General features: G+C 64.3%; 21 protein-coding genes. 9 read left to right on the top strand and 12 right to left on the bottom strand.

All coding sequences use genetic code 11. The annotated features are described in order from the left end of the window. Window positions 1-56 precede the first annotated feature (56 nt). A complete protein-coding gene (locus AC6I6L_RS06525; protein ID WP_497916929.1) occupies window positions 57-2,405 on the top strand; it encodes a twin-arginine translocase subunit TatC in 2,349 nt (782 codons plus the stop codon). A 183-nt stretch (window positions 2,406-2,588) separates the two neighbouring features. On the opposite strand, the gene AC6I6L_RS06530 is transcribed toward AC6I6L_RS06525, so the two are convergent. From AC6I6L_RS06530 to AC6I6L_RS06555, 6 genes are all read right to left on the bottom strand, one after another. After that, window positions 2,589-3,263 carry a hypothetical protein gene (locus tag AC6I6L_RS06530; RefSeq protein ID WP_497916930.1) on the bottom strand — a complete coding sequence of 225 codons (675 nt, stop codon included), beginning with the start codon at window positions 3,261-3,263 and terminating at the stop codon, window positions 2,589-2,591. Then, on the bottom strand, window positions 3,264-4,415 hold the full coding sequence (locus AC6I6L_RS06535) for a signal peptidase I (protein ID WP_497916931.1): 1,152 nt from the start codon (window positions 4,413-4,415) through the stop codon (window positions 3,264-3,266). Further along, window positions 4,412-5,512 (bottom strand): hypothetical protein, encoded by a 1,101-nt coding sequence (locus AC6I6L_RS06540; protein WP_497916932.1) that lies wholly within the window; start codon window positions 5,510-5,512, stop codon window positions 4,412-4,414. The genes AC6I6L_RS06535 and AC6I6L_RS06540 overlap by 4 nt, the downstream gene beginning before the upstream one ends. Further along, on the bottom strand, window positions 5,509-6,261 hold the full coding sequence (locus AC6I6L_RS06545; protein ID WP_497916933.1) for a hypothetical protein: 753 nt from the start codon (window positions 6,259-6,261) through the stop codon (window positions 5,509-5,511). Before AC6I6L_RS06545 ends, AC6I6L_RS06540 begins: the two co-directional genes overlap by 4 nt. A gap of 325 nt (window positions 6,262-6,586) precedes the next feature. Further along, window positions 6,587-8,308: a vWA domain-containing protein gene (locus AC6I6L_RS06550; RefSeq protein WP_497916934.1), complete on the bottom strand. Its 1,722-nt coding sequence runs from the start codon at window positions 8,306-8,308 to the stop codon at window positions 6,587-6,589. Window positions 8,309-8,364: 56 nt separating this feature from the next. After that, a complete protein-coding gene (locus tag AC6I6L_RS06555; RefSeq protein WP_497916935.1) occupies window positions 8,365-9,252 on the bottom strand; it encodes a SipW-dependent-type signal peptide-containing protein in 888 nt (295 codons plus the stop codon). 405 nt (window positions 9,253-9,657) lie between these two features. Between AC6I6L_RS06555 and AC6I6L_RS06560 the strand changes: the two genes are divergently transcribed. Continuing rightward, on the top strand, window positions 9,658-10,185 hold the full coding sequence (locus AC6I6L_RS06560; RefSeq protein WP_497916936.1) for a DUF7344 domain-containing protein: 528 nt from the start codon (window positions 9,658-9,660) through the stop codon (window positions 10,183-10,185). A gap of 331 nt (window positions 10,186-10,516) precedes the next feature. Here AC6I6L_RS06560 and AC6I6L_RS06565 read toward each other — a convergent pair whose 3' ends face one another. Further along, window positions 10,517-11,374 (bottom strand): DUF8054 domain-containing protein, encoded by an 858-nt coding sequence (locus AC6I6L_RS06565; RefSeq protein ID WP_497916937.1) that lies wholly within the window; start codon window positions 11,372-11,374, stop codon window positions 10,517-10,519. A gap of 352 nt (window positions 11,375-11,726) precedes the next feature. Between AC6I6L_RS06565 and AC6I6L_RS06570 the strand changes: the two genes are divergently transcribed. Together AC6I6L_RS06570 and AC6I6L_RS06575 are read left to right on the top strand one after the other, a co-directional pair. Beyond that, window positions 11,727-12,311, top strand: coding sequence for a DUF7344 domain-containing protein (locus AC6I6L_RS06570; protein WP_497916938.1), 585 nt, complete (start codon window positions 11,727-11,729; stop codon window positions 12,309-12,311). A gap of 105 nt (window positions 12,312-12,416) precedes the next feature. Further along, window positions 12,417-12,593, top strand: a complete 177-nt coding sequence (locus AC6I6L_RS06575; RefSeq protein WP_497916939.1) for a ribbon-helix-helix domain-containing protein — start codon at window positions 12,417-12,419, stop codon at window positions 12,591-12,593. Window positions 12,594-12,659: 66 nt separating this feature from the next. On the opposite strand, the gene AC6I6L_RS06580 is transcribed toward AC6I6L_RS06575, so the two are convergent. After that, a complete protein-coding gene (locus AC6I6L_RS06580) occupies window positions 12,660-13,445 on the bottom strand; it encodes a 23S rRNA (uridine(2552)-2'-O)-methyltransferase (protein ID WP_497916940.1) in 786 nt (261 codons plus the stop codon). Between the two features lie 149 nt (window positions 13,446-13,594). On the opposite strand from AC6I6L_RS06580, the gene AC6I6L_RS06585 reads away from it, so the two are divergent. From AC6I6L_RS06585 to AC6I6L_RS06595, 3 genes are all read left to right on the top strand, one after another. After that, window positions 13,595-14,338, top strand: a complete 744-nt coding sequence (locus AC6I6L_RS06585) for a DNA polymerase sliding clamp (protein WP_497916941.1) — start codon at window positions 13,595-13,597, stop codon at window positions 14,336-14,338. A gap of 135 nt (window positions 14,339-14,473) precedes the next feature. Further along, on the top strand, window positions 14,474-15,151 hold the full coding sequence (locus AC6I6L_RS06590; protein ID WP_497916942.1) for a helix-turn-helix domain-containing protein: 678 nt from the start codon (window positions 14,474-14,476) through the stop codon (window positions 15,149-15,151). A gap of 59 nt (window positions 15,152-15,210) precedes the next feature. Continuing rightward, window positions 15,211-15,543: a HalOD1 output domain-containing protein gene (locus AC6I6L_RS06595; protein ID WP_497916943.1), complete on the top strand. Its 333-nt coding sequence runs from the start codon at window positions 15,211-15,213 to the stop codon at window positions 15,541-15,543. Window positions 15,544-15,592: 49 nt separating this feature from the next. Here the strand turns inward: AC6I6L_RS06595 and AC6I6L_RS06600 are convergent, their stop codons facing one another. Further along, entirely contained in the window at window positions 15,593-16,453 is an 861-nt protein-coding gene (locus AC6I6L_RS06600; protein WP_497916944.1) for an alpha/beta fold hydrolase, read from the bottom strand. Window positions 16,454-16,744: 291 nt separating this feature from the next. On the opposite strand from AC6I6L_RS06600, the gene priL reads away from it, so the two are divergent. Next, window positions 16,745-17,827 carry a DNA primase regulatory subunit PriL gene (gene priL, locus AC6I6L_RS06605; RefSeq protein WP_497916945.1) on the top strand — a complete coding sequence of 361 codons (1,083 nt, stop codon included), beginning with the start codon at window positions 16,745-16,747 and terminating at the stop codon, window positions 17,825-17,827. Window positions 17,828-17,938: 111 nt separating this feature from the next. On the opposite strand, the gene AC6I6L_RS06610 is transcribed toward priL, so the two are convergent. Continuing rightward, complete coding sequence (locus AC6I6L_RS06610; protein WP_497916946.1) at window positions 17,939-18,202, bottom strand: DUF7472 family protein; 264 nt, start codon at window positions 18,200-18,202, stop codon at window positions 17,939-17,941. Window positions 18,203-18,445: 243 nt separating this feature from the next. Between AC6I6L_RS06610 and AC6I6L_RS06615 the strand changes: the two genes are divergently transcribed. Beyond that, complete coding sequence (locus AC6I6L_RS06615; RefSeq protein ID WP_497916947.1) at window positions 18,446-19,075, top strand: SWIM zinc finger family protein; 630 nt, start codon at window positions 18,446-18,448, stop codon at window positions 19,073-19,075. Window positions 19,076-19,108: 33 nt separating this feature from the next. Here AC6I6L_RS06615 and AC6I6L_RS06620 read toward each other — a convergent pair whose 3' ends face one another. Together AC6I6L_RS06620 and AC6I6L_RS06625 are read right to left on the bottom strand one after the other, a co-directional pair. Continuing rightward, complete coding sequence (locus tag AC6I6L_RS06620; protein WP_497916948.1) at window positions 19,109-20,479, bottom strand: SipW-dependent-type signal peptide-containing protein; 1,371 nt, start codon at window positions 20,477-20,479, stop codon at window positions 19,109-19,111. Between the two features lie 237 nt (window positions 20,480-20,716). Beyond that, window positions 20,717-22,255, bottom strand: coding sequence for a vWA domain-containing protein (locus tag AC6I6L_RS06625; RefSeq protein ID WP_497916949.1), 1,539 nt, complete (start codon window positions 22,253-22,255; stop codon window positions 20,717-20,719). Window positions 22,256-22,491: the final 236 nt, after the last annotated feature.

The raw sequence follows: 22,491 nt of genomic DNA on the forward strand, positions 1-22,491 counted from the left end.
CGCGCTCTCCTACTCGAAAGGTTGATAACTGGAACTCGGTTACCAACCACCAGTCAATGAGTTCTGCCGTCGGCGAGGATACAGCCCGAGCTATCACCACCGGCCGGGAAACGATCGGGGCGCTGCTCTCGAGTGCGCAGACGCACCTCCAGAAGGTCTTTATCGTCTTCGTCATCGGCTTTATCGGCTCGTTTTACGCCCTGCGAATATACATCTGGGACTTCCTCGAAGCGACGGCGAAAGCCGAGATGAGCGAGGAGGTCGCCGCGGCGACCAACATCATTACGCGAACGCCGTTCGAGGTCATCCTGTTACAGGCGAAAATCGGGATGTTTGTCGGCGCGATATTCGCGTTGCCGGCGTTGCTCTACTACTCGCGGGACGCACTCCGAGAGCGGGGCGTCGAGTCGGTCGTCCCCGTCTCGAAGGCGTATCTGGCCGCGCTCGCCCTCACCTCGATCGGACTGTTCTGGATCGGCGTCGTCTACGCCTACGCGGTCTTCTTTCCCTACGCGTTCGACTTCCTCGGTGCCGTCGCCCACGACGCCGGCGTCAACCCGAGCTGGGGGATCACCGAGTTCACCGAGTTTATCGCCCTGTTGACGATCTCCTTTGGCCTCGCCGCACAGCTTCCCCTGCTGATGAGCGTGCTGTCGTACACCGAGATCGTCTCCTACGAGACGTTCCGGGACAAGTGGCGACACGCGATCGTCGCTATCACCGTCTTCGGCGCGCTGTTCTCACCGCCGGACCCGTTCACGCTGATCATGTGGGCGCTGCCGCTGGTCGCGCTGTACGTCTTCAGCCTCGGTCTCGCGAAAGTCGTCGCGAACATGCGCCGACGCGGCGCGGCCGAACTCGACGCCGGTACCGGACTCGTCAAACGGCGGGTTCTCCAGTTCGTCGGCGCGATGGGACTCGTCGCTGGCGCGACCGCCGTCTTCCTCAACCAGTACGGCCTCGAGTACGTCGAGGAGTCCGTCTTTCCGCTGCTTCCCTCCGCGATCCGACCCGAAGGGTCGCTGACGCTCGGCTCCGGACTCGAGTCGCTCGTTGCCGAGTACGGCCTGCTGGGCGAGGTCGCCACCGGCGCAGTGGTCGCCGCGGTCGTCGGCCTCCTCCTCCTCGTCGGCTACACGGTGAAAGTGTTGCAAGCGCCCGTCTACCCGCGCGAGGGCGACATTCGAGCCGCCGACGACCCCGAAGACGTCGACTTCGGAACGCTCGCCGTCGAGGACATCAGGGAACTGCCGGCCCCGGTCTTCCTCGAAATGGAAGAAGAACAGGCCCTCGAGTACTCCCGACAGGCGATGTACGACGACGATCGGGCCAAAGCCGAAGCCATTCTGAACCGGTTCGATACGCTCCAGGCACAGCAACACGGGGACGGGGAAGGTGGCGGCGACGGCTCCGGGGCGTCCGGCGCGGCAAGCGCCGCCTCGGGGTCGACAAGCGGCGGTGGCGACGAGGAGGGGAGCCTCTTTTCGAGTACCGCCGCCGGCATGCTCGACCCCTTCACCGAGGAGGAAACGACCGAGGACGACATCGGCGGCTACGCCTACGACCTCGCGTTCATCGTCGACAGCCTCACCTCGAAAACGATCTACATCGTGGGCGTCTTCATGGCCGTCCTCGGCGGCTCGTTCCTCGCGCTCTACCAGGGCGGGTTCGGAGTCATCCTCGCCCAGTTCGTCGATCGGGTTCCGCCCGAGGTTCTCGCGGAAGTGACCGACGAGACGGCGACCACGGAAGAAGTGACGACGGATTTAATTGGCGAACTCGGTCTCGTCATCGCGCTTCATCCCGTCGAGGTGCTGATCTTCATGGTGAAAGTCAGTACGATCCTGGCGTTCATCTCCGTCGCGCCGCTGATCCTGTACTGGGGCTGGCCGGCGGCCAGAGAGCGCGGCCTCGTCCGCGGCGATCCGCGGATCTTCCTCGTCTGGGGCGGAACGCTGTTTCTCGGCTTCGGGGTCGGCCTCTTCCTCGGCTTTTACTGGATCGCCCCGGCGGTCATCTCGTATCTCATCACCGACGCGATCCAGAACCAGATGGTCGTCACCTACCGGATCAACAGCTTCTCGTGGCTCGTGATCTACACGACCTTCGGCGTCGGCTTCCTGTTCAACATCATCGTCACGATGGCCCTGTTCCACGTCGGCGGCATCGTCAACTATCGAACGATGCTCAACCGCTGGCGGCCCGTCGTCGTCGGCATCTTCACCGTCGCCGCCTTCGCCAGCCCGAAAGGGATCCTCACGATGTTGCTCGTGGCGTTCCCGATCGCGCTGACCTATATGCTCGGCCTCGCGGTCCTGTACGTGCTCACGGCCGGCGGACGGCTCTTCGGCGGCCGCGGCGGTCGCAAGACCGACCCGGAGGCCGAGGCAACGGCCGCCGAGTGATCGCAGCCCCGTTTTCCGGGGGTCTCTCTCATCGCGTTGAGGACACTCGTTCGATCGATCCCGGCAAAACCCGTCGACGTGAAAAGGCCGCCGTCGCGGGGATTCACCTGCTCCGGCGGTGAACCGCTCTCGGTGCTCGTAAATAATGGTGGTGTCGCGCTCTATGCAGGGTTACTCCGCGCTCTATGCAGGATCGTCGCCAACGTCTTCGGTCTCCGAGTCCTCACCGTCTTCGGTCTCCGAGTCGTCTTCCGCCCCCTGACCGTCACCCGCCTCTTCCGCTTCCGAGTCCTCACCCGTTCCTTCGGCCTCCGAAACGTCGTGTTCGTCTAACGCGCCGTCATCGTCTGGCGCGGGGCTTCCCACCCCATCATCGCCGTCGTCATCGTCTCCGGAGTCGGTGATCTCGCGTTGGTCGTCATCCTCGGACGGCTGGGTCGATGGCGATCGATCGCCGTCGGCCGGCGGATCGTCGACTGCGGTCTCGTTTCCGTCCCCGGTCTCATCCGTCGTCGGCAGTTCCTCGTCGGTCGTCTCGTTGTCGGTTACGGTCTCGTTCTCGACCGTCTCGTTCGTTTCGTCGGCCGTGTCGTTCTCGATCGGCGTGTCACCGTCGTCCGTCGGCACGTCCTCAGACTCCTCGTCGGTGTGCTGGTCGGTTCGGAACGCCGGGCCAGCGTCGTCGGTGGACGACTCCTCACCGACGATCGTCTCCGAGAACGACTCCTCGGTGGCGAACGATCCCGACAGCGCGTCCGTATCCGAGAACACCGCCAGGGTTGCCGCGCCGCCGGCAAAGCCTGCCGTCGCGATCAGCAGACAGAGGAGGGAGATACCGAGAGTGCGGATCGAGGCCATTCAGTCACCCCCCTCGGGATCGTCCGTCCACGCGAACTCGTCCGACGAATCCGCCGTCTCCATCATGCTCTTCGTCTCCAACGGCTCGGTATCGGCCGATGGGTCCGCCGTCTCCGTCCGCGTCTCGACGGACGCGGACTCGGCGGACGCGACGGTGGCGGAGGGGTCGACGGGGTCGGAATCGGTCTCCGACTCGACGGCCGCCGATTCCACGTCGTCCGTCTCGGTCGCGATCGAGCCGCCGTCGGTCGCCGCGCCGACCGCCTCGTCAGCGCCGGGTCGCGAGACGGCCGTTTCCGGGGCCGATTCGGGACCGTTCCCGCCGAATCGGAGTGAAGCCAGCGTTCCGACGACGAGCAGCGCCGACAGGATGACCGCGAACGCGACGGCGATCGTGAGGGCGGTACGAAGCTCGAAAGCGACGTACCCGGCGTAGGGCGCGATCAGGGCGAGCGTCGCCCCCGTTAGTCGGAGGTCCGTTACCGAGATGGTGATCTCACCGCCCGTCTCGTCCGGCGACGCTGTGGGTGTCGTCGCCGGGTTGGATGCACGCTCGTCGACCGCGGCTTCGCTGGCTGTGGCTGCGACCTCCGCACCGCCCGTTTCGGTATCGACAGCGGGCACGTCGTCGGCATCCTCCGATGGGGAATCGTCAGCCCGTCTGGCCGCGACCAGCGACCACAGTTCGGAGACGACCAGCGCCCCGAGCGGAATCGCGACGAGCGCGACGAACCCGATCGGCGTCCCCGCCGCCTGGATCACGTAGCCGATGTAGGGGATCGTCAGGATGACGACGCCGAGGACGTTCGCGGCGGGAACCGGACTCGTATCCGGTTGGCCGTTGGCATCGCCCTGCGTCTCGAAGGCCAGCCCCGCGTCCGTCTGCTCGACGGCGATGACGCGGTGGGTCACCGGAGTCGTCTCGGAGCCCCGAACGAAGGTGATCACGTCGCCGGTCTCGATCGCGGCCGGATCGGTCTCACCGACGACGACCACGTCACCGGGTTCGATCGCCGGCGACATGCTGCCGGTGAGGACGATGAAGCTGTACTCTCCGCCGATGACTCCCGGCACCGCGTAGATGGCGAAGGGGACGACCAGCGCGATCAGGAGGACGAAACCGAGTACGTTCGCGATTTTTTTGTAGTTCATTGGTGAGGGCCTCCGTTCGTCTCCGCCGCGGTATCCGGACAGACGAACACCGTGATGTTACTGATCGCCGGTCGGTCCTCGTCGTCGACCGACCAGGGATCGAGTTTCGCCTCGCCGTTTGCGGCACAGAGTGTTCCTCGCGTTCGGGACAGCGGCGGATCGACCTGGTACGTGACGACCCGAGAGTCGGGGTCGCTCGGCGGACGACGGGGGATCCCCCCGCCGACGGTAACACGGCAGATCGCCGGTGCGAGGTCCTCCTCGCCGTTTTTCAGCAAGCGGAAGCTCGCACAGACGGTTTCGCGATCGCCGCCGTCGGCTTTGTCCGTCACCGATAGAATCTGGATCTCGTGCTCGCCGTCGTCGAGCGGGTAGATCGAACCCGCGTGGAGTCGATCGTTATCGACGTCGAATTTCCCGAGTTCGACGCAGTCGGGACAGTCGAGTTCCGGACAGTCGACGGGATCGAACGGGCCGTCCCCGACAGCGACGTCGCCGCCGTGGCGACACTGTTCGGCGTAGAGGTCGAGTGTGAGGGCGCTCTCGGCGTCGACGAGCCACGCCGCGTCCTCCGGAAGCCGGTACTCGAATCGGAGACAAATCACGTCGTCGGGGGCGAGGCAGATGTCGTCTGCGGTAAGCGTCAGACCGCTGGCGAGGGTTCGCCGGAGATCGGTCAGGGTCGTCCACCCCGAATCGTACTCGACGAGGTCGTCGTCGGTGAGCGTACTGCAGTCAGGATCGATCGAGAGCCGGACCTCGAGCGTCGAGCCGAGCGGGTCGATCGTCGGCGGGCAATCGGTCCGAAGCCAGACGCGCGCGGGATTGCTGGCAGCGTTGTGCAGAACCAGCTGCTCGCTTCGCGACTCGCCGGGTTCGATGCCGTCGAACGCGAACTGCGCCCCGGCGGGCCCGACCGTACACGACTCGCAGTCGACGTCGATTTCGATCGTGCCGGCGGCGATCGCGGCCGTAAATCGCTCGCGATTGCTGACGTACGCCGTCGTTCCGACGCCAGCGGCGGCACCTACGACGCCGACGCCACCGACGGCGGCGAGAACGCGGCGGCGACTCAGCCGAACGGCGTCGCGGCTCATAGCAGCCCTCCGCACTGTTGGGCCTCGAAGCCGAGTCCGAACTCGACGGACTGCCGTTGCCACTCGTTCGTGACCGAGCGGTCGATGCGCCAGGCGACGCCGAGACAGAGGCGCTCACCCTCCGGGAGACAGTCTACAACGCCGGTTCGAATCGCGAGCCCATCGGTTCCGTAGGTCTCACCGAACGCGGCGAGCGTCGTCTGAACGTCCGGGGTCGCCGGCACGACGCTCGTTCCCGAACAGCTGCCGATCCCGAACACGCCGGTGTCGTACCAGAGATCGAGATCGACGACCTCCGCGAGGTCGCCCGAAACCGCCGGGAACAGGCTGATCCGCGCGTCCATCTCCTCGGCGTACAGGCCGAGCCCGATCGTTCCGGAGTCGCCCGGGAGGACGTTCGGCTCGGCAACGAGCGGACCGTGGGTTCGCGGTTGGTCACCGTCGGCGGGCGGGGGTGCGGTTGCGATCCAGTCGTCTCCATTATCGTCGCCGTCGCCGCCGTCACCGCCGCCGCCATTCCCACCCTCGTCCGTCGGCGACGCGGCGACGAGCCGATCGTTGTACGTGCTATACCAGGAGACGCGAAGCCGTGGCCCCTCGTCTCCCGCCGTTCGAGCGTACGTGTAGTCCGTGTACGCCGGTGCGTTACCCGTCGTGGTCGCACCCCGAAAACCGAGAGCCGCGATTCCGACGGCGCTCCCGCTACTCAGGAGCGATCGCCGCGTTATGGTAGGTTGTTGGTGTGTCACTGTCCATCCTCGATGACTGCCCAGCCACGCTGGGGTTGTGTTCGTTCACGGGGTCGATCGCGCCTCGCGTCCGACTCGTGTTTGGCGTCCCATCCGTCGCGTCCAAGGTGCTGTGGAGTGGGCCGCTCGTCGTTCGCTGTCGGTGTCGAGCGCCAATATGAATGACAGCCATACCGTCTCGAAGCCGCGCCGGCAGGGCGCGGCTACCAGTCGAATTCACCGCGACAGGCTACTCATACCGTCAGGATTGGTTAACGGACCGCCGTCGTGAACGATCCGATCGCGATCGATCGCGACCGGGAACCGGTGGCCCGATCGCTCACGCTCAGTCCAGCGCCGCGAACGGGGCCGGGTTCAGCCCGTCGTTGTGGCGACACTGTTCGGCGTAGAACTGCAGGTCGAACACGAGGGAGTCGCCCTGAATCTCGTTGCCGACATCCGTCGGGAGGTGCCACTCGAGAGCGATACACCGCGTGTCGGAGTTCGGGTAACAGGCGCGACCGTCCCGGTTGCGATCCGCGTCGAGGGGGTAGCCCTCGGGGACCGCGATCCCGTCGACCTCGTAGCCTTCGGCGGAGCCGTCCGTGATCCCCGCCGGCTGCGTGAGCACGTCGTACAGCGACCCCTGGACGATTACCTCCTCGCCGCCCGCAGTGAAGCCGATCTCCTCGGCGACGCTCGAGATCGGATCGTCGCTGGCGTCGGTCGGGCCGTTGATCGCCTCGTCGATGTTCGTACCAGACACGAGCAGGAACTTGTGGTTCCCCGGAAGCGTACTGATCTGCTCTAACACGGCGACGTCGTCGGGTAGCGTCCCGAAGCCGATGATGAGGTACTGGTCGATCGACCCGCCGTTCAGACGGAGGTTGTCGCTCGCTGCTGCGAGGAATTCGGTGGTGTCGACGTTGATCCCGTTCGTGACGACGACCATCACGCGCTCTTCGTCTTCGGGACACTCGGCCAGCTCGTCGGCTCCAGTCTCGATCGCGAGCGGCAGGTCCGTGCCGCCGTCGAGGGACTGGTAGTCGATCGTCTGGAGGCCGGTGGAGTCCGCGTAGCTCCCGCCGTCCGTTCCGATGATGTCGCCCACGTCGCTGGTCAGCGGGAGCACGGTATCCGCGACCGTGGTCCAGTTGGTCAGACCGATGCTGAACGGCGAGATGTCACCGTCAGGTGACTCGGAGCCGTCTTTGGTGTCGAGTCGTCCGACGTACTCCTCCAGCGCCCCGATCAGGAGCTCGTCTTTTAGCTGGTCGAGCGAACCTGGGGCCTGACTGCCCATCGAGTCCGTGTTGTCCACGACCAACTGGATGCAGGTCGCCTTCCCCTCGTCGAAGAAGTTGTCGCAGTCGTCGTCGTACCACATGACGGCTTCGATCTCCTTTGCGAGCAGCATCTCCGCTTCGGCGGCCGCTTCGAGTTGCTGGTCCGTCGGTTCACCGTCGAACTGGTCGCCAAAGCGTTCGAGCAGCGCCTCCCGCTTGGGATCGTTCATCGGGCCGATCGCGTTCTCCTGGAGGTTCGCGCCAACCCAGAGGTAGCCGGGATTGTCGAAGACGTGCTTGCTGATGGTGATTTCGCCTCTGTCACCGGGTTTCACGTCGTCGAGGTCGATGACCGGGCCCTGGAACTCGTGGTTGCCGTCCGCGTTGGTCCCCACGAAGCTGGCGAACTGGCCGCGGTAGGCCGCCTCGATTTCGTCGTCGTCTGCATCGGCCGGGAGTCCGAGGAGCGTCGGATCTTCGACGAGCTGTTCGCGGGCGTAGATCGTGTCCTGTACGTTGTCGCCGTCCCGGTCGGGGTAGGCGTTGACCTTCTCCCACGTGGTGTGATCGTCCGGGTCCTGGTCGCCCCAGCCGGTGTAGTAACTCTGTTGCCAGTCCATCCGGAGTTCGATCGTTCCGGCGTCGATTCGGTTCTCAGTAAACCCCTCGCTGTCGCTGAAAAACGCCGTCGTTCCGAGTCCGGCACCTGCCGAGGCGATCCCGACGGCCCCGAGCCCGCCGAGGAGTTTGCGACGAGAGAGGTCGATATTGTTTTGTGTCATGATTTGAATAAGTTGCGCAGACGACGGTTCTCTCCCGCCGCTACGATCGAATTAGCTCACGCCGGTCCGCCGAAGCTCCCGTCACCCGGCGGCGGGGAGTTGTCGCTGACCGAGTACTTCCCGCCGAATGGCTCGGTGTTGTGGCGACATTGCTCGGCGGCGAAGGCGACGTCGCCCTCGAACGACGCCCCCTGAACGAGGTTTCCGGGCGAGTCCGCTTGCTCGATGTCGAAGGAGACGCCGCCGACATCGACCGTCTCGCCCACGTCCGCGTGGGTGGGCAAGTAGAGGTAGACGCAGACCTCGACGGTGTCTAGTGCGAGTTCCGCACCCTCGACGTCCGACTCACAGGGGAGGTGGCAGTACTTCGTGACTTCCTCGTCGTCCCACGAGTGGACCAGTCCGCCGTCGTCCCATTCTGCGATCAGTTCTGCGAGCGTTCCCTGGAAGACGACGTCCGTGTCGTCGCCCGCGCGCTGGTCGTCGATCGTAACGACGGCGAGCATGTACTCACCGAGAGTACCGGACGCGTCCACGTGCGAGACGCCATTGTCGTTGCCCGTCATCTCCTCGGCGTCGAGGGTGATCTCGACGAAGCCGGGGTTGTGCTTCACGCAGATGTCCCAACAGAACTTGTAGTCGTCACCGGGTTTCGCGTCCGTGATGTCGAAGAACCCCTCGTAGTACTCGCCGTCGACGAGGTCGAGCGCCTCCTCGAAGGCCATCTGGTCCGGCCCCATCCCGTCCTGGCCGACCACGTGCGTGGTCTGGGTGACGTCCAGCTCGAAGGTACCCGCCTGGATGGTGTTGCCCTCGAAGCTCTCCGAGTCGCTGAAGTACGCAGTCGTTCCCAGACCCGCACCCGCAGAGGCAAGTCCGATCGCGCCGAGGCCGCCGAGTACGCGTCGGCGGCTCAGTCCAATAGTCGTGTTGTCGTCGGTCATGATTGATTGTCCTGACCGATCGTCAGGGAACCGCTCCTGGAATCGGTCAGGTTACCTCAACCGGGGCGTGATTCCCACGTAGTTACGAGCCGACACGTCACCGTCGAACGAGACGATCGGTGTCGACCGTCGGTCCCGAATCGACCGTTCGCCGGTTTCGAACCAGTCGTTCGGCCCGCGTACGGTGGCCAAACCGGTTCTTCGAGGGGAACCTGAACGGAGGACACACCGGCCTACCGGGTCGTCCGGGTGGTGGCACGGATCGCGTACTGTTCGGCAAACCGCCGGATCGATCGGCCTGTGACCGGAGTGGCCGACGATACCGGTGGCGGTACGCGCCACATGCTGACGGTCCGCGATAGCCAACCGAGAAGCACCGACGATCGATCGTCGGGAGGGTTGGGAATGTTTCGAACGAATGTACTCCCCGAGGGGGAAATATACGAGGTACTCGCGAACAGTCGCCGTCGAGAGCTGCTCCGCCGTCTGAGCGGAGCCACCGACGGCTCAATTACCGTCTACGAGCTTTCAGATGCGATCGCTGCCGCCGAAACCGGCCAGTCACCGCCGCCAGTGTCGGTCCGCGAGAGCGTCCGCAGTTCGCTCCACCAGACGCACCTGCCGAAACTCGATGAACTCGGCGTCGTCAGCTACGATCGCGACAGGCGAACCGTCACCCTGTGTGATCACGCACGCGAGGTCGACCAGTACATGGAGGTCGTCACCCGCTATGGCATCACCTGGAGCGAACTCTACCGGACTCTCGGTATCGTCTCGCTGCTGGTCGTTCTCGCGACGCAGCTGGACGTGCCCGTCGTCAGCGCGATCGATCCGCTATTGTGGACCAGCGTTGCACTCGCGGGGTTCGCCGTCGCGATCGGGACCCAGCTCTGGTCGAACCGGTGGTCCGTGCTGCGATCGCTTCGCGCGTGAGTGGACGTCGAGATCGATCGCCGTCCGTAGACGGTCACGCACCTCGATCGGTGTACCCGTCGTCGGCCCGTTCGCTGGGACGACGACCAACAGTTGAACAACGAGCAGCAGTTTCGGACTACCACTGGCGAGTGGAATCGGACACCGATCGTCACGAATGACGATACGGAGCCTCTGTTGAAACACTCACACGGTATAGCTTTCAGTAGTTTTGGTACACGTATCACTGTCTGCGTATTTCAACGAAGCCGACACAGACAGAGTCGGTCGAAAAGCCGTTTCACTGGCAGTTTCTGTGAGAATTACACAACAGAGCGGGTAGTGTCCCGCCTCACTCGGTCGCGAGCGCGTCGGGGTCGACGTCCATCTCGAAGACGCGAACGTCACAGTCGGTACACGTCCCGGCGACGACGTCTCGCGTCAGACAGCAGGACTCGACGACTTCCTGGGAGAGCGTTACCGTCCCATCACAGGTCGGACAGCGCTCGAGAAACAGCCGCAACACGCCGAGTAAATCCAGCTTGAGCGAAATGGGGCGCTGCTCCCAGTCCGGGTCTCGCCGGGAAAGCGACTCGACAGCGCCAGCGTCCGCGAGACAGGCGGCCCGCGAGGGCCATCGAGCCAGGGGTGTCGGTCCCTCGTACGCCTCGAACGATCGCGGCCGGGATTCGAACTCGAGGGCCGTCGCGTCGGCGTCGGCCAGCCACGCCAGGCGGTCGCTGAGCATCGTTTCGTCGCGGTCCAGCATCGCGATCGATCGCTCCCATTCGGCGGCAAAGTCCGGGTCGAGCACCAGATCGTCGGCCGCGGGATCGTCGACGACGATACCGGTCTCGAGCAGAATTGACTGGACATCTGCACCCGTCTGTGGGGAGGGGGCGACGGCCGCTGTCTCTTTTCCGAATATCGAGAGGACTCGGTCGGGAAGGTACCGTTTCGTCAGGGCCGGCGTTCCCGGTATCAGGTAGCCACGAAAGTAGACGAGCGCGATCGATCCGACGAGGACCACCACACCCGCACCCGTCGCGAGGCCGGGGCTGACGACCGTTCCAACGATGACGACGGCGGCCGCCGCCACGACCGCGATCGCGAGATTGAGAGCCGTACAGGGGAGACACCGGTTCTCGCCGGTGTAGGCCGGATTCTTCAGCGCCAGGACTGTGGCTGGAACGCGTGGAACTGGACTCATAGCCGTCGATCCCGTGGAAGAGAGGTAGTTGTACACCGCCTACCTGTGAGCGAACCGTCTGGAAAGCATCCCCAACCGGACGGGGCGCGGTCCGGTTGTGTCCCGGACTCCGGGGTCCCACGCTCCGAGTCGGGCCGTCGAGAGCCGCCTCGCTCGGCCGAGCGGACGGAGCTACCGGCGACCACCACGTCGATCGGGCGATTACACAAACCGGACTCTCAGAGCAACGATAGTGTTGTTTCGCCAACCGGATCGGCCGATCGCTGCGAGAAGCCCAAAAACACGTATCAATAGCGGAAATATACTTCGGAATCTGAATCTATATGCTCGTAGCAGTTGTTATACACTACGTATGCGGGGGAAATTTGGGGATGGGGCTACCGGAGCCGCCGCTACCAGCGAACCGAACCGACGAGAGGACTCACGCGTCGAGGAGGGGCTCTCGAGAGACACGATATTCAGCACGCTGTCGAACCGACGCCGGCGACTTGCGCTTCGATATCTATCGGAACACGCCGAGACGGGCCCACAGGTTCCGTTACGTGAGCTGGCCGAGTGGATCGCAGCCGCAGAGAACGACGTGCCGGTCCCGGAAGTGACCTACAAACAACGAAAGCGCGTCTACACGTCGCTGTATCAGTCACACCTGCCGGCGTTACACCGCGACGGGATCATCGAGTACGACAAAGCGAGAGGGACGGTACGGACCACGCCCGCTACCGGGACGTTCGAGACGTATCTCGGCTTCGTCCCGGAGACCAGTTCCGCGTGGCCGACCTACTGGCTTGGCCTCGGCGCGGTCGCCGTGGCGATAACCACCCTCTCGTGGTTCGGCGCCGTCTCCGTGTTTTCTTCCGGCTACGTGCTCGCAGCGATCGTCTCGATCGTCCTGCTCGCGTCCGCAATTGCGTTTGCACGCCGCTCCAAGCGTCGCTAGGGACGCCCCCGTCCCGGCAGACGAGGGGTGCCAGCTCGATCGAACGACGAACCCGAAACGAAAGCGGGCGACGGCTTAAGAGGTTTCCCTCCAAACGCCACGCATATGCCCAAGATCAGCGTCGAAATTCCACAGGAGTTACTCGACGATCTGGACAGTCACGTCGGCGACGACGGCAAGTTCGTCAACCGAAGCGACGCGATCCGCGCGTCCATCCGAAAAACGCTCGACGTGTTGGACGAGATCGACGAGCGCCACGACCGACTCGACACCGAAGAATGAGCGTTGTCTCGGCGTAGCATCGCGGTTGCAAGACGACACGTAGAGGTGCGAGATGGCGACGATCGCTCAGTCTCGATCGATCCGAGTTGCGAACCCGAAGTTCGGCTTGACGTCCTCGACGCGGACGGTGGCGGTGTCGCCTTTCTCGGCGTCCGGAACGAACAGCCGGTAGCCGTCGACGGAGGCGATCCCGTCGCCTTCGTTACCCACGTCGACGATCTCGACCTCGAGTTCGTCGCCGGGCCTGATCGGCGCGGTGAGTCGCCCCTTCGCAATAAAGTAGATCTCGGAAGATTCGTCGCGGGTCGCCTTGGGAGCCGTCGCACGCACGTACTGGAACTCGTCTTCGACGTCGGCCCGGAAGGCGTCCACGTCCGGTCCCTCGAAAACCTTCACGACGAAGTTGCCGCCGGTGTCCAGCAGGTCGAGTGCGGTTTCGAAGGCCATCCGGGCGAGGTGGAGCGATCGAGCCTGATCGAGGGAGTACTCGCCGGACATGTTGGGTGCCATGTCCGAGACGACCACGTCGACGGGACCGCCCGCCGCGTCGACGACCCGTTCGCGGGTTCGCTCCTCGGTCATGTCGCCGCGAAGCGTCTCCACGCGATCGTCCAGGGTGGAATCCTCGAGGTCCTTGATTCGCTGGAGATCGACCCCGATGACGTTGCCCGGCGGGCCGACCTTCTCGGCGGCGACCTGCAGCCAGCCGCCGGGTGCAGCCCCGAGGTCGACGACCGTATCCCCGCCCGAGATGACGTTCTCGAGGTCGTCGAGCTGTTTGAGCTTGTAAGCCGATCGGGAGCGATAGTCCTCCTGTTTGGCCTTGTTGTAGTAGTGATCCTTGCGAGCCATGGTTTTCGGACAGTAGTCGGTTGAGACTGATAGATGTAGTGAAGTGGTGCCCGATCGTCGACACGCTGTGGTGGCCCGATCGTCAACGCCCCGTACTGCTCGCGCGTAAAGGGTGGCTTTTTATGGCAACCGTCCGTACCCCGACGCATATGTTCAAGGCCATCGTGAGCGCGGAAACGCTCACCAGCGCGCTCGATTCGGTGAGCGTGCTGGTCGACGAGTGCAAAATTCACCTCGAGGAAGACGGCCTCGAAATCCGGGCCGTCGATCCCGCGAACGTCGGGATGGTCGACCTCTCGCTCGATTCGGCCGCGTTCGAATCCTACGAAGCCACCGGCGGGCTGATCGGCGTCGACCTCTCCCGACTCGAGGACATCGCGGGCATGGCCGAATCCGGCCAGTTGATCCAGCTCGAACTCGACGAAGAGACTCGCAAACTGCACATCCAGATCGACGGACTCGAGTACACGCTCGCGCTGATCGATCCCGACTCCATCCGACAGGAGCCGGACATTCCGGACCTCGATCTGCCCGCAGAAGTCGTCCTCGAAGGGAAGGACGTCAACCGATCGGTGAAGGCGGCCGACATGGTTTCAGACCACATCGCACTCGGCGTCAACGAGGCCGAGGAGTACTTCTACGTCGACGCGGAGGGCGACACCGACGACGTGCACCTCGAACTCACCCAGGGCGACCTGATCGACCTGCAGGTCGGTCCCGCCCACTCGCTGTTCTCGCTCGACTATCTCAAGGACATGAACAAAGCGATCCCCGGCGACACGGAGGTCACGCTCCACCTCGGCGAGGAGTTCCCGGTCAAGATTTACTTCGGCTTCGGTGACGGACAGGGTCAGGTTACCTACATGCTGGCGCCGCGAATCCAGAGCGACTGATCGATCCTCAGCGCCAACGGTCCCTGCAATGGAGTTCGACGGGGGACGATCGGTATACTGTGATTACAGCCTGAACGACTGGAATAGTAACGCGTACCCTCGGGTTTATGAAACCGGCTGTAGTATGCCGGGAGCATGGCCACACTTCTCGAGTTTACCGTCCCAGCAGACGCGTTCCCGCTCGGAACCGCGTTCGCCTCGCTGCCGGAGGCGACGATCGAACTCGAACGGATTGTCCCGACCGCCGATTCACTCTTTCCCTACATCTGGGTACGGGGAGTAAACAGGGATGACGTCGACAGTGCGCTCACAGGGACGACAGACATCCACTCGCTGTCACTCGTCGACGATCTCGAAGACGACGGATTGCTTTACCGGGTCGCGTGGAACCCCGCTGCCGACGGGTTGGTCAGCGCGCTCACGAACCCGAACGTGACGGTGCTCTCTGCGACTGGGAAACGCAACCTGTGGACGTTCCGGATACGGGCCGACAGCCACGACGAACTGTCGGCGTTTCGCGATCGCTGCCAGCAAAACGGCGTCGACATTACCGTCGTTCGCCTCCAGCCGTTCACGTCCGAAGAGACCCATGCGAGCCTCACCATCGCACAACTCGAGGCGCTCGAACTCGCACTCGAACGAGGGTACTTCGACGACCCCCGGCGGGTCACCCTCGACGACCTCGCGAGCGACCTCGGAGTCACACGCCAATCCCTCGCAGGCCGACTCCGGCGCGGCCACCGCAACCTGCTTACGACGCTGTTCGCGAGTGGTGTTCGACCGACCGATCGTCAGCTCCAGAACCTGTCGTAATATAAAAGCGTTACATAGTAAGGATCGTTCCTACCAGTATCGCTCCGGTATTAGAGGCTATGTCCTCCAGAGACGATGCCGACAGTGAGTTACGTGAAAGTGGCTACGTGACGACGTTCGACCCCGGAGCCGGCGAACGTGCGAGTGAGGCCGTCGTCACTGCGGTCGCAACGTCAAACGGCGTGGAGCCATCCGATCTCCCCCCGCTCTACGACGTCGTCGAACCGGACGCCCTCGATTCTCTCTGTGACCACGCCGAGCGGGTCGATGCCGAGAGCGTCCACCGCCTGTGGTTTCTCTACGATGGACTCGACGTTTGTGTCAGCACCGACGGACGGGTTCGAATCCTCGATTCGGCGTCCGTCGACGACCAGCAGACCGAACGCGTGTAGCTCGGGACCGAGAGTGTGTCGACACTGAGCGTCCGTCGATATCGAGACGCTACTCGTGGTCTGCCAAAAACGCCGTCAGCGCCTCGTTGACGCGATCGGCGTTCTCGATAAACACGGCGTGTGAGCCGTCTTCGACGAGTTCGAGGCGACTGTCCGGAATCTTCTCGGCCAACAGCGTTCCGTTCGAGACCGGGACGACGCGATCGCTCGTTCCGTGGACGACTAGCGTCGGCACGCGGATCTCGTGGGTTCGGTCACCGACGTCGAACCCGAGAACGGCGGCGGCCTGAGCTTCGCGGGCCGGATCGCTCGCGTCCTGTTCGAGTCGCCACTCGATGATTCGGTCCATCAGGTGCGGGTTCCGGTTCGTGAACCGCTCGGTGAACGCGGGACGCATCCGGTGGCGGAGCGTTTCGCGGTCGCTCGCCCCCTTCGGGACGTCGAAGATGTGTTCCTGGGTCTCCTCGGGAACCGGCACCGAATCCGTCCCGCCGTGGCTCGTCGACAGCAGCGTCAGCGTCTTTGTCCGCGAGTATTCGAGCGCGTAGTGCTGGGCGATCATCCCGCCCATGCTCGCGCCGACGATATGCGCCTCGTAGATGCCCGCGTCCGCGAGTACCGCCTCGAGGTCGGCGGCCAGCCCCGCGATCGAGTAGCCGGCCAGCTTGAAAATCAGCGGGGCCCGGAGTTTGCGCGGAAGACGCGGCACGATCGGCGGGAGGCCGGCGTCTGACCGCCCCGTCCCGCGGTTGTCCGGCGCGATCACGCCGTAGTCGCCGGCGACGGCCTCCCGCTGCCAGCGCCACATCCACCGCCCGTACCCGAGTCCCTGGACGAACACGACGGGCGTCCCGTCGCCGTCGTCGCGCTCGTAATAGATCGACACGCCGTCTCGACTCGCCCGTGGCATACTCGGAGTGACGTGTCGGGTGCCCTTGTAATCGACCCTCTCGGCCCGGGCCAACAGGTGATTACACCAGGAGCACAGCGCCGCCATCTGTGTGACCGGTCTCCGGCCGCGCCCCGACAATTCATCAGCCGCTTCGCCGCTATTCCCGCGATCGGCCGGTAATCCGGTGCTAGCGATGCTATCGCTCGGCAGTTCGTCGACGGCCGACGATCGCAGAGAACAGACAGTCAGGACAATCGAGCAACGCGGCAACCAGCACGTTTACCCCGTCGCAGTAATATCTCCTTACCGATGCAGCGACTGCACGCACGGTACCCGTTTCTCGGGGCCGCCCGCGAGGCCGTGGCGACGGAGGCCGTCGATCTGGCCACCGTCGTCGAACAGGACCGGGCGGTCGTCGATCGCGCCCGCGAGCGAGTTATCGCGGCGCTCGAAGATGGCGAAACCGGGACCCCGCGCCGCCAGGCGCGCATCGAACTGCTCTCCTATCCCGTCGCACGAGTCCTCGTTTCGATGGTGGACGAACGGGTGCTGATCCGGAAGTACGCTCGCGCCGAAGCCGCGACCGCGTACGATCGGTTCACGGCCGATCTGACCGACACGACGGAGCTGAAAAGCGTCGATTCGACGGGTCTGGACATCGAGGATCTGCTGGCCGAGTTCGAACTCCGAGACGCCGTCAACGAGACGGCTGACGGGTACCGAATCGACGTCGGGACCTACATTCCGCTCGCGGCCGATCTGTGGGACGACGAGTGGCGACTGGTCAACCGGGCGCTTGCCGACGGGGCAGTTCCGGTCTCCGAGGCGGAACTGCTGGCGCTCCTCCGGGAGGCGATCCGCGATCGGATCGAGGACGGCCTGCCCTTTTCGGTCCCCGAGGCGATCGCGACGGCGCTCGAGGCGGACGCCGCCGAAATCCGCGAGGTGCTCGCGGATCTCGAGTTGACCCGCGAGATCGATACGGTCGTCCCCGACCTCTTTCCGCCGTGTATGAAGGCGTTGCTCGATTCGATCCAGAAGGGCGAGCACCTGCCCCACCACTCCCGGTTTGCGATCACCGCCTTCCTGGCGAGCATCGGAATGAGCACGGACGAGATCGTCGACCTCTACCGCGTGAACTCCTCCTTTGGCGAGGAGATGACCCGCTACCAGACCGATCACATCCGCGGCGATAGCTCGCCGACGGAGTACTCGCCGCCCTCCTGTGCGACGATGCAGTCCTACGGCGACTGCGTGAACAAGGACGACCTCTGTGAGCGGATTCCGCACCCGATGGCCTACTACGAAAACCGGATCGACGAGGCCGACGACGACGAAATCGACGACTGGCGCGAGAGCGACGACGGAGAAAGCGCGTCGGCCGGCGACTGATAGGGATTATCGTAGCCAACCGGAGATCTCGAAACCGGACCTTCGGCACTGTGTCTCGGTCCTTCAGAGGAAAACTATGAACTCCTACGATAATCCCTATGAGCGCGCCTATCAGGCCGCGCTCTGGCTGTCGGCGTCATCGTCCGTTTCGACGCCGTCCTCGGGATCGTTCAGCACGTAGGCCAGGCCGAATCCGGCCACGGTCAGCAAGAGAATAAAGCCGATAATCGCCCCGACAAGTATCTCGCTGCCGTCCGGAGAGAGGGTCCCGTTGTCCACACCGTAGGTCGATCCGATGCCGATCATGGTAGCGATCATCAGCAAGACCGCGGTGACGGCCACGATAATTTCGATGAGTCGCTCGCGCGCGAGCATTATGATGGCGATTTCTCCGGCCTCGGCAAAAGCGCTTCGATGAGGCGTTCACGCACCGGTTCGCGTTCCGACGCCGCGATCGATCTGTGAGGTTTCTAAACGAGACCCCGGAACGTGCAGGGTCGTCGCTGAGCATGCAGGCGCGCTCGTTATTCCCGTCGACCCCCTACTACGACCGTATAGCCGTTCGATCGCCACCCCGGCTCCGGCCCGCTACCGGAACCGAATCCGCTCGACGCACCCATGAAAACAACAGCGTCACCGAAAGCACCACTGCCAGTTCCGTCCGACGACCAACTCGAAGCCAGGGCGCGCCGGGCCCGCACCGAACCGATGTCCGTGTTGGCCCTGGGCGACGGCCTCTACGAAATCGAATCGGCCAGCGACCACACCTACCTCGTCGATCTGCCGGCGGGCCGCTGTACCTGCCCGGATCACGTCTTCCGCAGCGTCCGGTGTAAACACGTCCGCCGCGTCGCGATCGAGATCACCGAGGGGCGAACGCCGCCGCCAGGTGAGATCGCCGTCGAGTGCCACGACTGCTCGACCGCAGTGTTCGTGGACGAAGCGTACGCCGGCCCGGTCTACTGTGCGGAGCACACGATCCGGCCGGGCGACACCGTCGTCGATCGGGAAACGGACGATCGACTCACCGTCGTCGACGTTTCCGTTCTCCGGGCCGACGCCGTCCGGATCGACGCGGCCGACTGCACCGTTTCCGAGTACGCCACCAACGAGAACTACGATCCGGACGTGCCCGTCGTCGGTGCCGTCTACCCACACGCGACCGTCGCCCGCAACGGCGTCGTCCCCGAGTCACTTCGGGTATACGTCTTCCCGCGAACGCGCCTCGAAAAGCAACTCGATCGGTAGTCGCGTCGATCGTGAGTCGTCGTCGACCGTCGTTCAGACGGAGAGGACGTCGACGTACATCGCCGGATTTTCTTGCGAGCCGCTGGGATCGAGTCCGTCGAACTCGAGGTCGGCGGTGAGCTCCCAACTGGACCCGGTGTTCAGTCCCTCGACGTTGAGCGAGACGATCTCGTCACCGTCGGATTCGACGCCGTCCGCCCCGCTCGGAGCGGTCCCGTTCAGCCGGACGTTCGAGACGGAGGTGCGGTGGCTCGAGTCGTTCCCGCGCGCGACGATCGCAAGCACGTTTCCGGGCGTGTCGTCGACGTCGTAACTCACCGTTCCGGTCGAGCCGTTATCGACCGTCAGCGTCGCCATCCCCGACGGTGCATCGTACGCCAGCGAGACGGTACCCGTGAAGCTAGACCCGCCGAAGGTGTAGTTCGCGTTGCTCTGATCGAAGAGCGTATCTCCGACCTGAACGTTGAATCCGGAGCCGCCGTTGCGAACCTTCGAGAACCACAGTTTCTCTGCGGTTTCGTCGTAGTAATTCTTCCCGAAGCCGTCGACTTCGACGGTGCTGATACACGGGTTCGTCGTCCCGTCGTTGTGGCGTTCCTGCTCGGCGTAGAATTCGAAGTCGAACGCCACGGCGTCCGTCTGGATCTCGTTGCCGACATCGGTGGAAACCGCCCACTCGAAGCAGACGCACGTCTGTGCGACGTTCGGCGCGTCGTCGACGAAGGGGACCTCGACGCTCTCGAACGCCGGCCGGTTCGCGATCGGCTGGTCGGGGTTTCCGTCGCCGTACAGCGGAATACCGTTTTGCAGTGCGGCCATCACCTCGGCGAGCGAGCCGGAGACGATCTCCTCGCCGACGCTGCCCTCGGAATCGCAGTAGGACATCGTGACCGTCATGGCGTCTGCGAGCTGTCCCTCCGCGGGGATTTCACCGTACAGCTCGTCGAGGGCCGCCGCTTCGGGTTCCGTCGTTCCGTTCTGGTCGTTCGCGGTCAACTCGCCGCACATCCACATGTACGCGGGGTTGTCCACGATGGAGAAACAGAACTCTCCCTCGCCGGAATCGCCGGGCTTGAGATCGTCGACCTGAATGCTGAGCGGCTCGCCTTCCTCGAGTGAGATGCCCGTCTCCTCGTCCGAGACGCTCTGGCCGACGACGCCGCCCTGGACGTACGTTCCCGCCGGGGTAGACCACTGCGCGTACGAGCCCTGGTCCTCGGCGTAGTCGACGTGAACGTACAGGTCGAGTTCGCCGGCGGTGAGCGTATTGTTCTCGAAGGTTTCGCTGTCGCTGAAGTATGCAGTCGTGCCGAGTCCGGCTCCCGCGCTCGCGACGCCGATCGCGCCGAGGCCGCCCAGCATCTTTCGTCGCGAGAGTCCGATTTGATTGGTGTCGTCAGTCATAATTATCTTTCCCCGAAGGGAACCCCATCGGCGGAGTCGAACCGCCACCGGCCACCGTCGACGTCCCGGATCGAGGGAGCGCCACCGTCGACGGCCCGGACGGAGAGAGCGCTACCGGCGCTCGTGGTCTGTGGTCTCTGCGAAGACGCCTCCGAGTCAGACGGATCGTTGTGACGTGGTACCGGTGATCCCCGCACCGATCGGACGATCACCGGTAACGAACCACAACTGACCGTATCAGGCGGTCTGCTCGAACGGGTTCGTCTCGCCGTCGTTGTGGCGGCACTGTTCGGCGGCGAAACCGATCGCGAACTCCACGGAATCCGTCTGGACCTCGTTGCCGACGTCGGTGGGCAGTTCCCACTCGAAGCCGAAACAGCGGGTGACGGAGTTGGTGAAGCAGACGCGCTCTTCCTCCCGGAGGTTCGCGTCTAGCGGAATGCCCGCTTCGAGTGCATCCATCACCTCGCGCAGCGTGCCCTCGACGATGACCGCCTCGCCAGTCAGGACGACCGCGGCGATCTGTGCGTAGATATCGTCGAGTTCGGCACCGGTCGGGGAGTCGTAGTACAGGACGGTCCCGTTGCTCGAACTCGCCATCGCGATGAGCGTGTTCTGTGCGGTGCTCCCCGAGGAAACGCCCAGCCCGATAGTGATCATCGTGATGTCTGCGGTTTTCGCGTCGTCGGCGGCGTCGATCGCGTTCTGGACGTGGTCGTTGCCCGGACGGGCCGACCGGTTCGGCTCGCCGTCTCCGAGTAGAATAACGACCTGGTCGACGCCGCGGTCGTTGGTCTGTAACTCGTTCGCGGCGAGGTCGACGCCGGCGTCCATCTGGGTGACGCCGCCGGTTCCGAGCCCCTGGACGGCTGCATCCACGTCGCCGTGATCGAACGTCAGCCCTTCGTCGACTCGCGCGCTGGTATCGAACGACGCGAGGCCAACGCGATCGTCGGGGCGCAGGTTGTCGATAAACAGACTCGCCGCGTTCTTCGCGGCGTTGATCCGGCTGCCGCTCATCGATCCGGAGGTGTCGATGACGAGCATCACGTCGACGCCGTCGCCTTCCTCTTCGCCACCCTCCTGGTGGATGTTGTCGCAGTTGTCGTCGTACCAGATCTTCGCTCGAATCGCGTCGGCAAGCTGGCCCTCTCCGTCGGGGTCGTCCGTGGGAAGGCCCAGCTCCTCGAGTGCGTCGATCTCCGGGTCGGTGTACCCGTTCTGGTCGTTCCCGGTCAACGCGCCGCCGATCCACATGTATCCGGGATTGTCGTAGAGGTGCGTACTGAACGTGACCTCGCCGTAGTCGCCCGGTTTCACGTCACCGATGCGGATGAGCGCCTCCTCGAGGTCGTCCGCGTCGATCAACTCCTCGCGGCGGAACCCCTCACCCTCGCCGGTTTCGGGGTCGAAGATACCGTTCGCGCCGATGACCCAGTCTTCGGCTCCCGGGTAGCTATCGCGGCCGGGGACCTGGTCGAGCAGGTAGACGCCGGTGTCCTCGTCGGTCGGCTCCATCTCCTCGTCGACGAACGTCGCGTTCGGGTAGTTCGCCTGCAACTCGGCGAGTCGCCCGTGACCGCCGCGGTAGGTCATCCGGTAGTCCATCTTCAGGTCGAACTCGCCCGCGGTGAGTGTGTTGTCCTCGAAGCGTTCGGAGTCGCTGAAAAACGCGGTCGTGCCGAGTCCGGCACCTGCGCTAGCGACGCCGATCGCGCCGAGGCTCCCGAGGACTCTGCGCCGCGAGAGTCCGATTTCGTTTGTGTTATCGCTCATGATTTCTCCCGAACTCGCCGGACAACGTCCCGGTTCGGTTGCTCGATCCCACGGCAGCTTCCGGTGTAGTTACGACCCGCCACCCGTCGATCGAACGTCGCCATCGCCCGTCCCGGTGGGCGTCGAACGGCCCGTTCGGGGGTTGTAGGAACGGATAACCGGATACACTGGCAGTCCCTACCATCGAGGACGGCGAGTCCGTTCGGCGGTGCGCGTCCGATCGACGCCCGGGATTC

The organism is Halosolutus sp. DAT137, assembly GCF_059736405.1.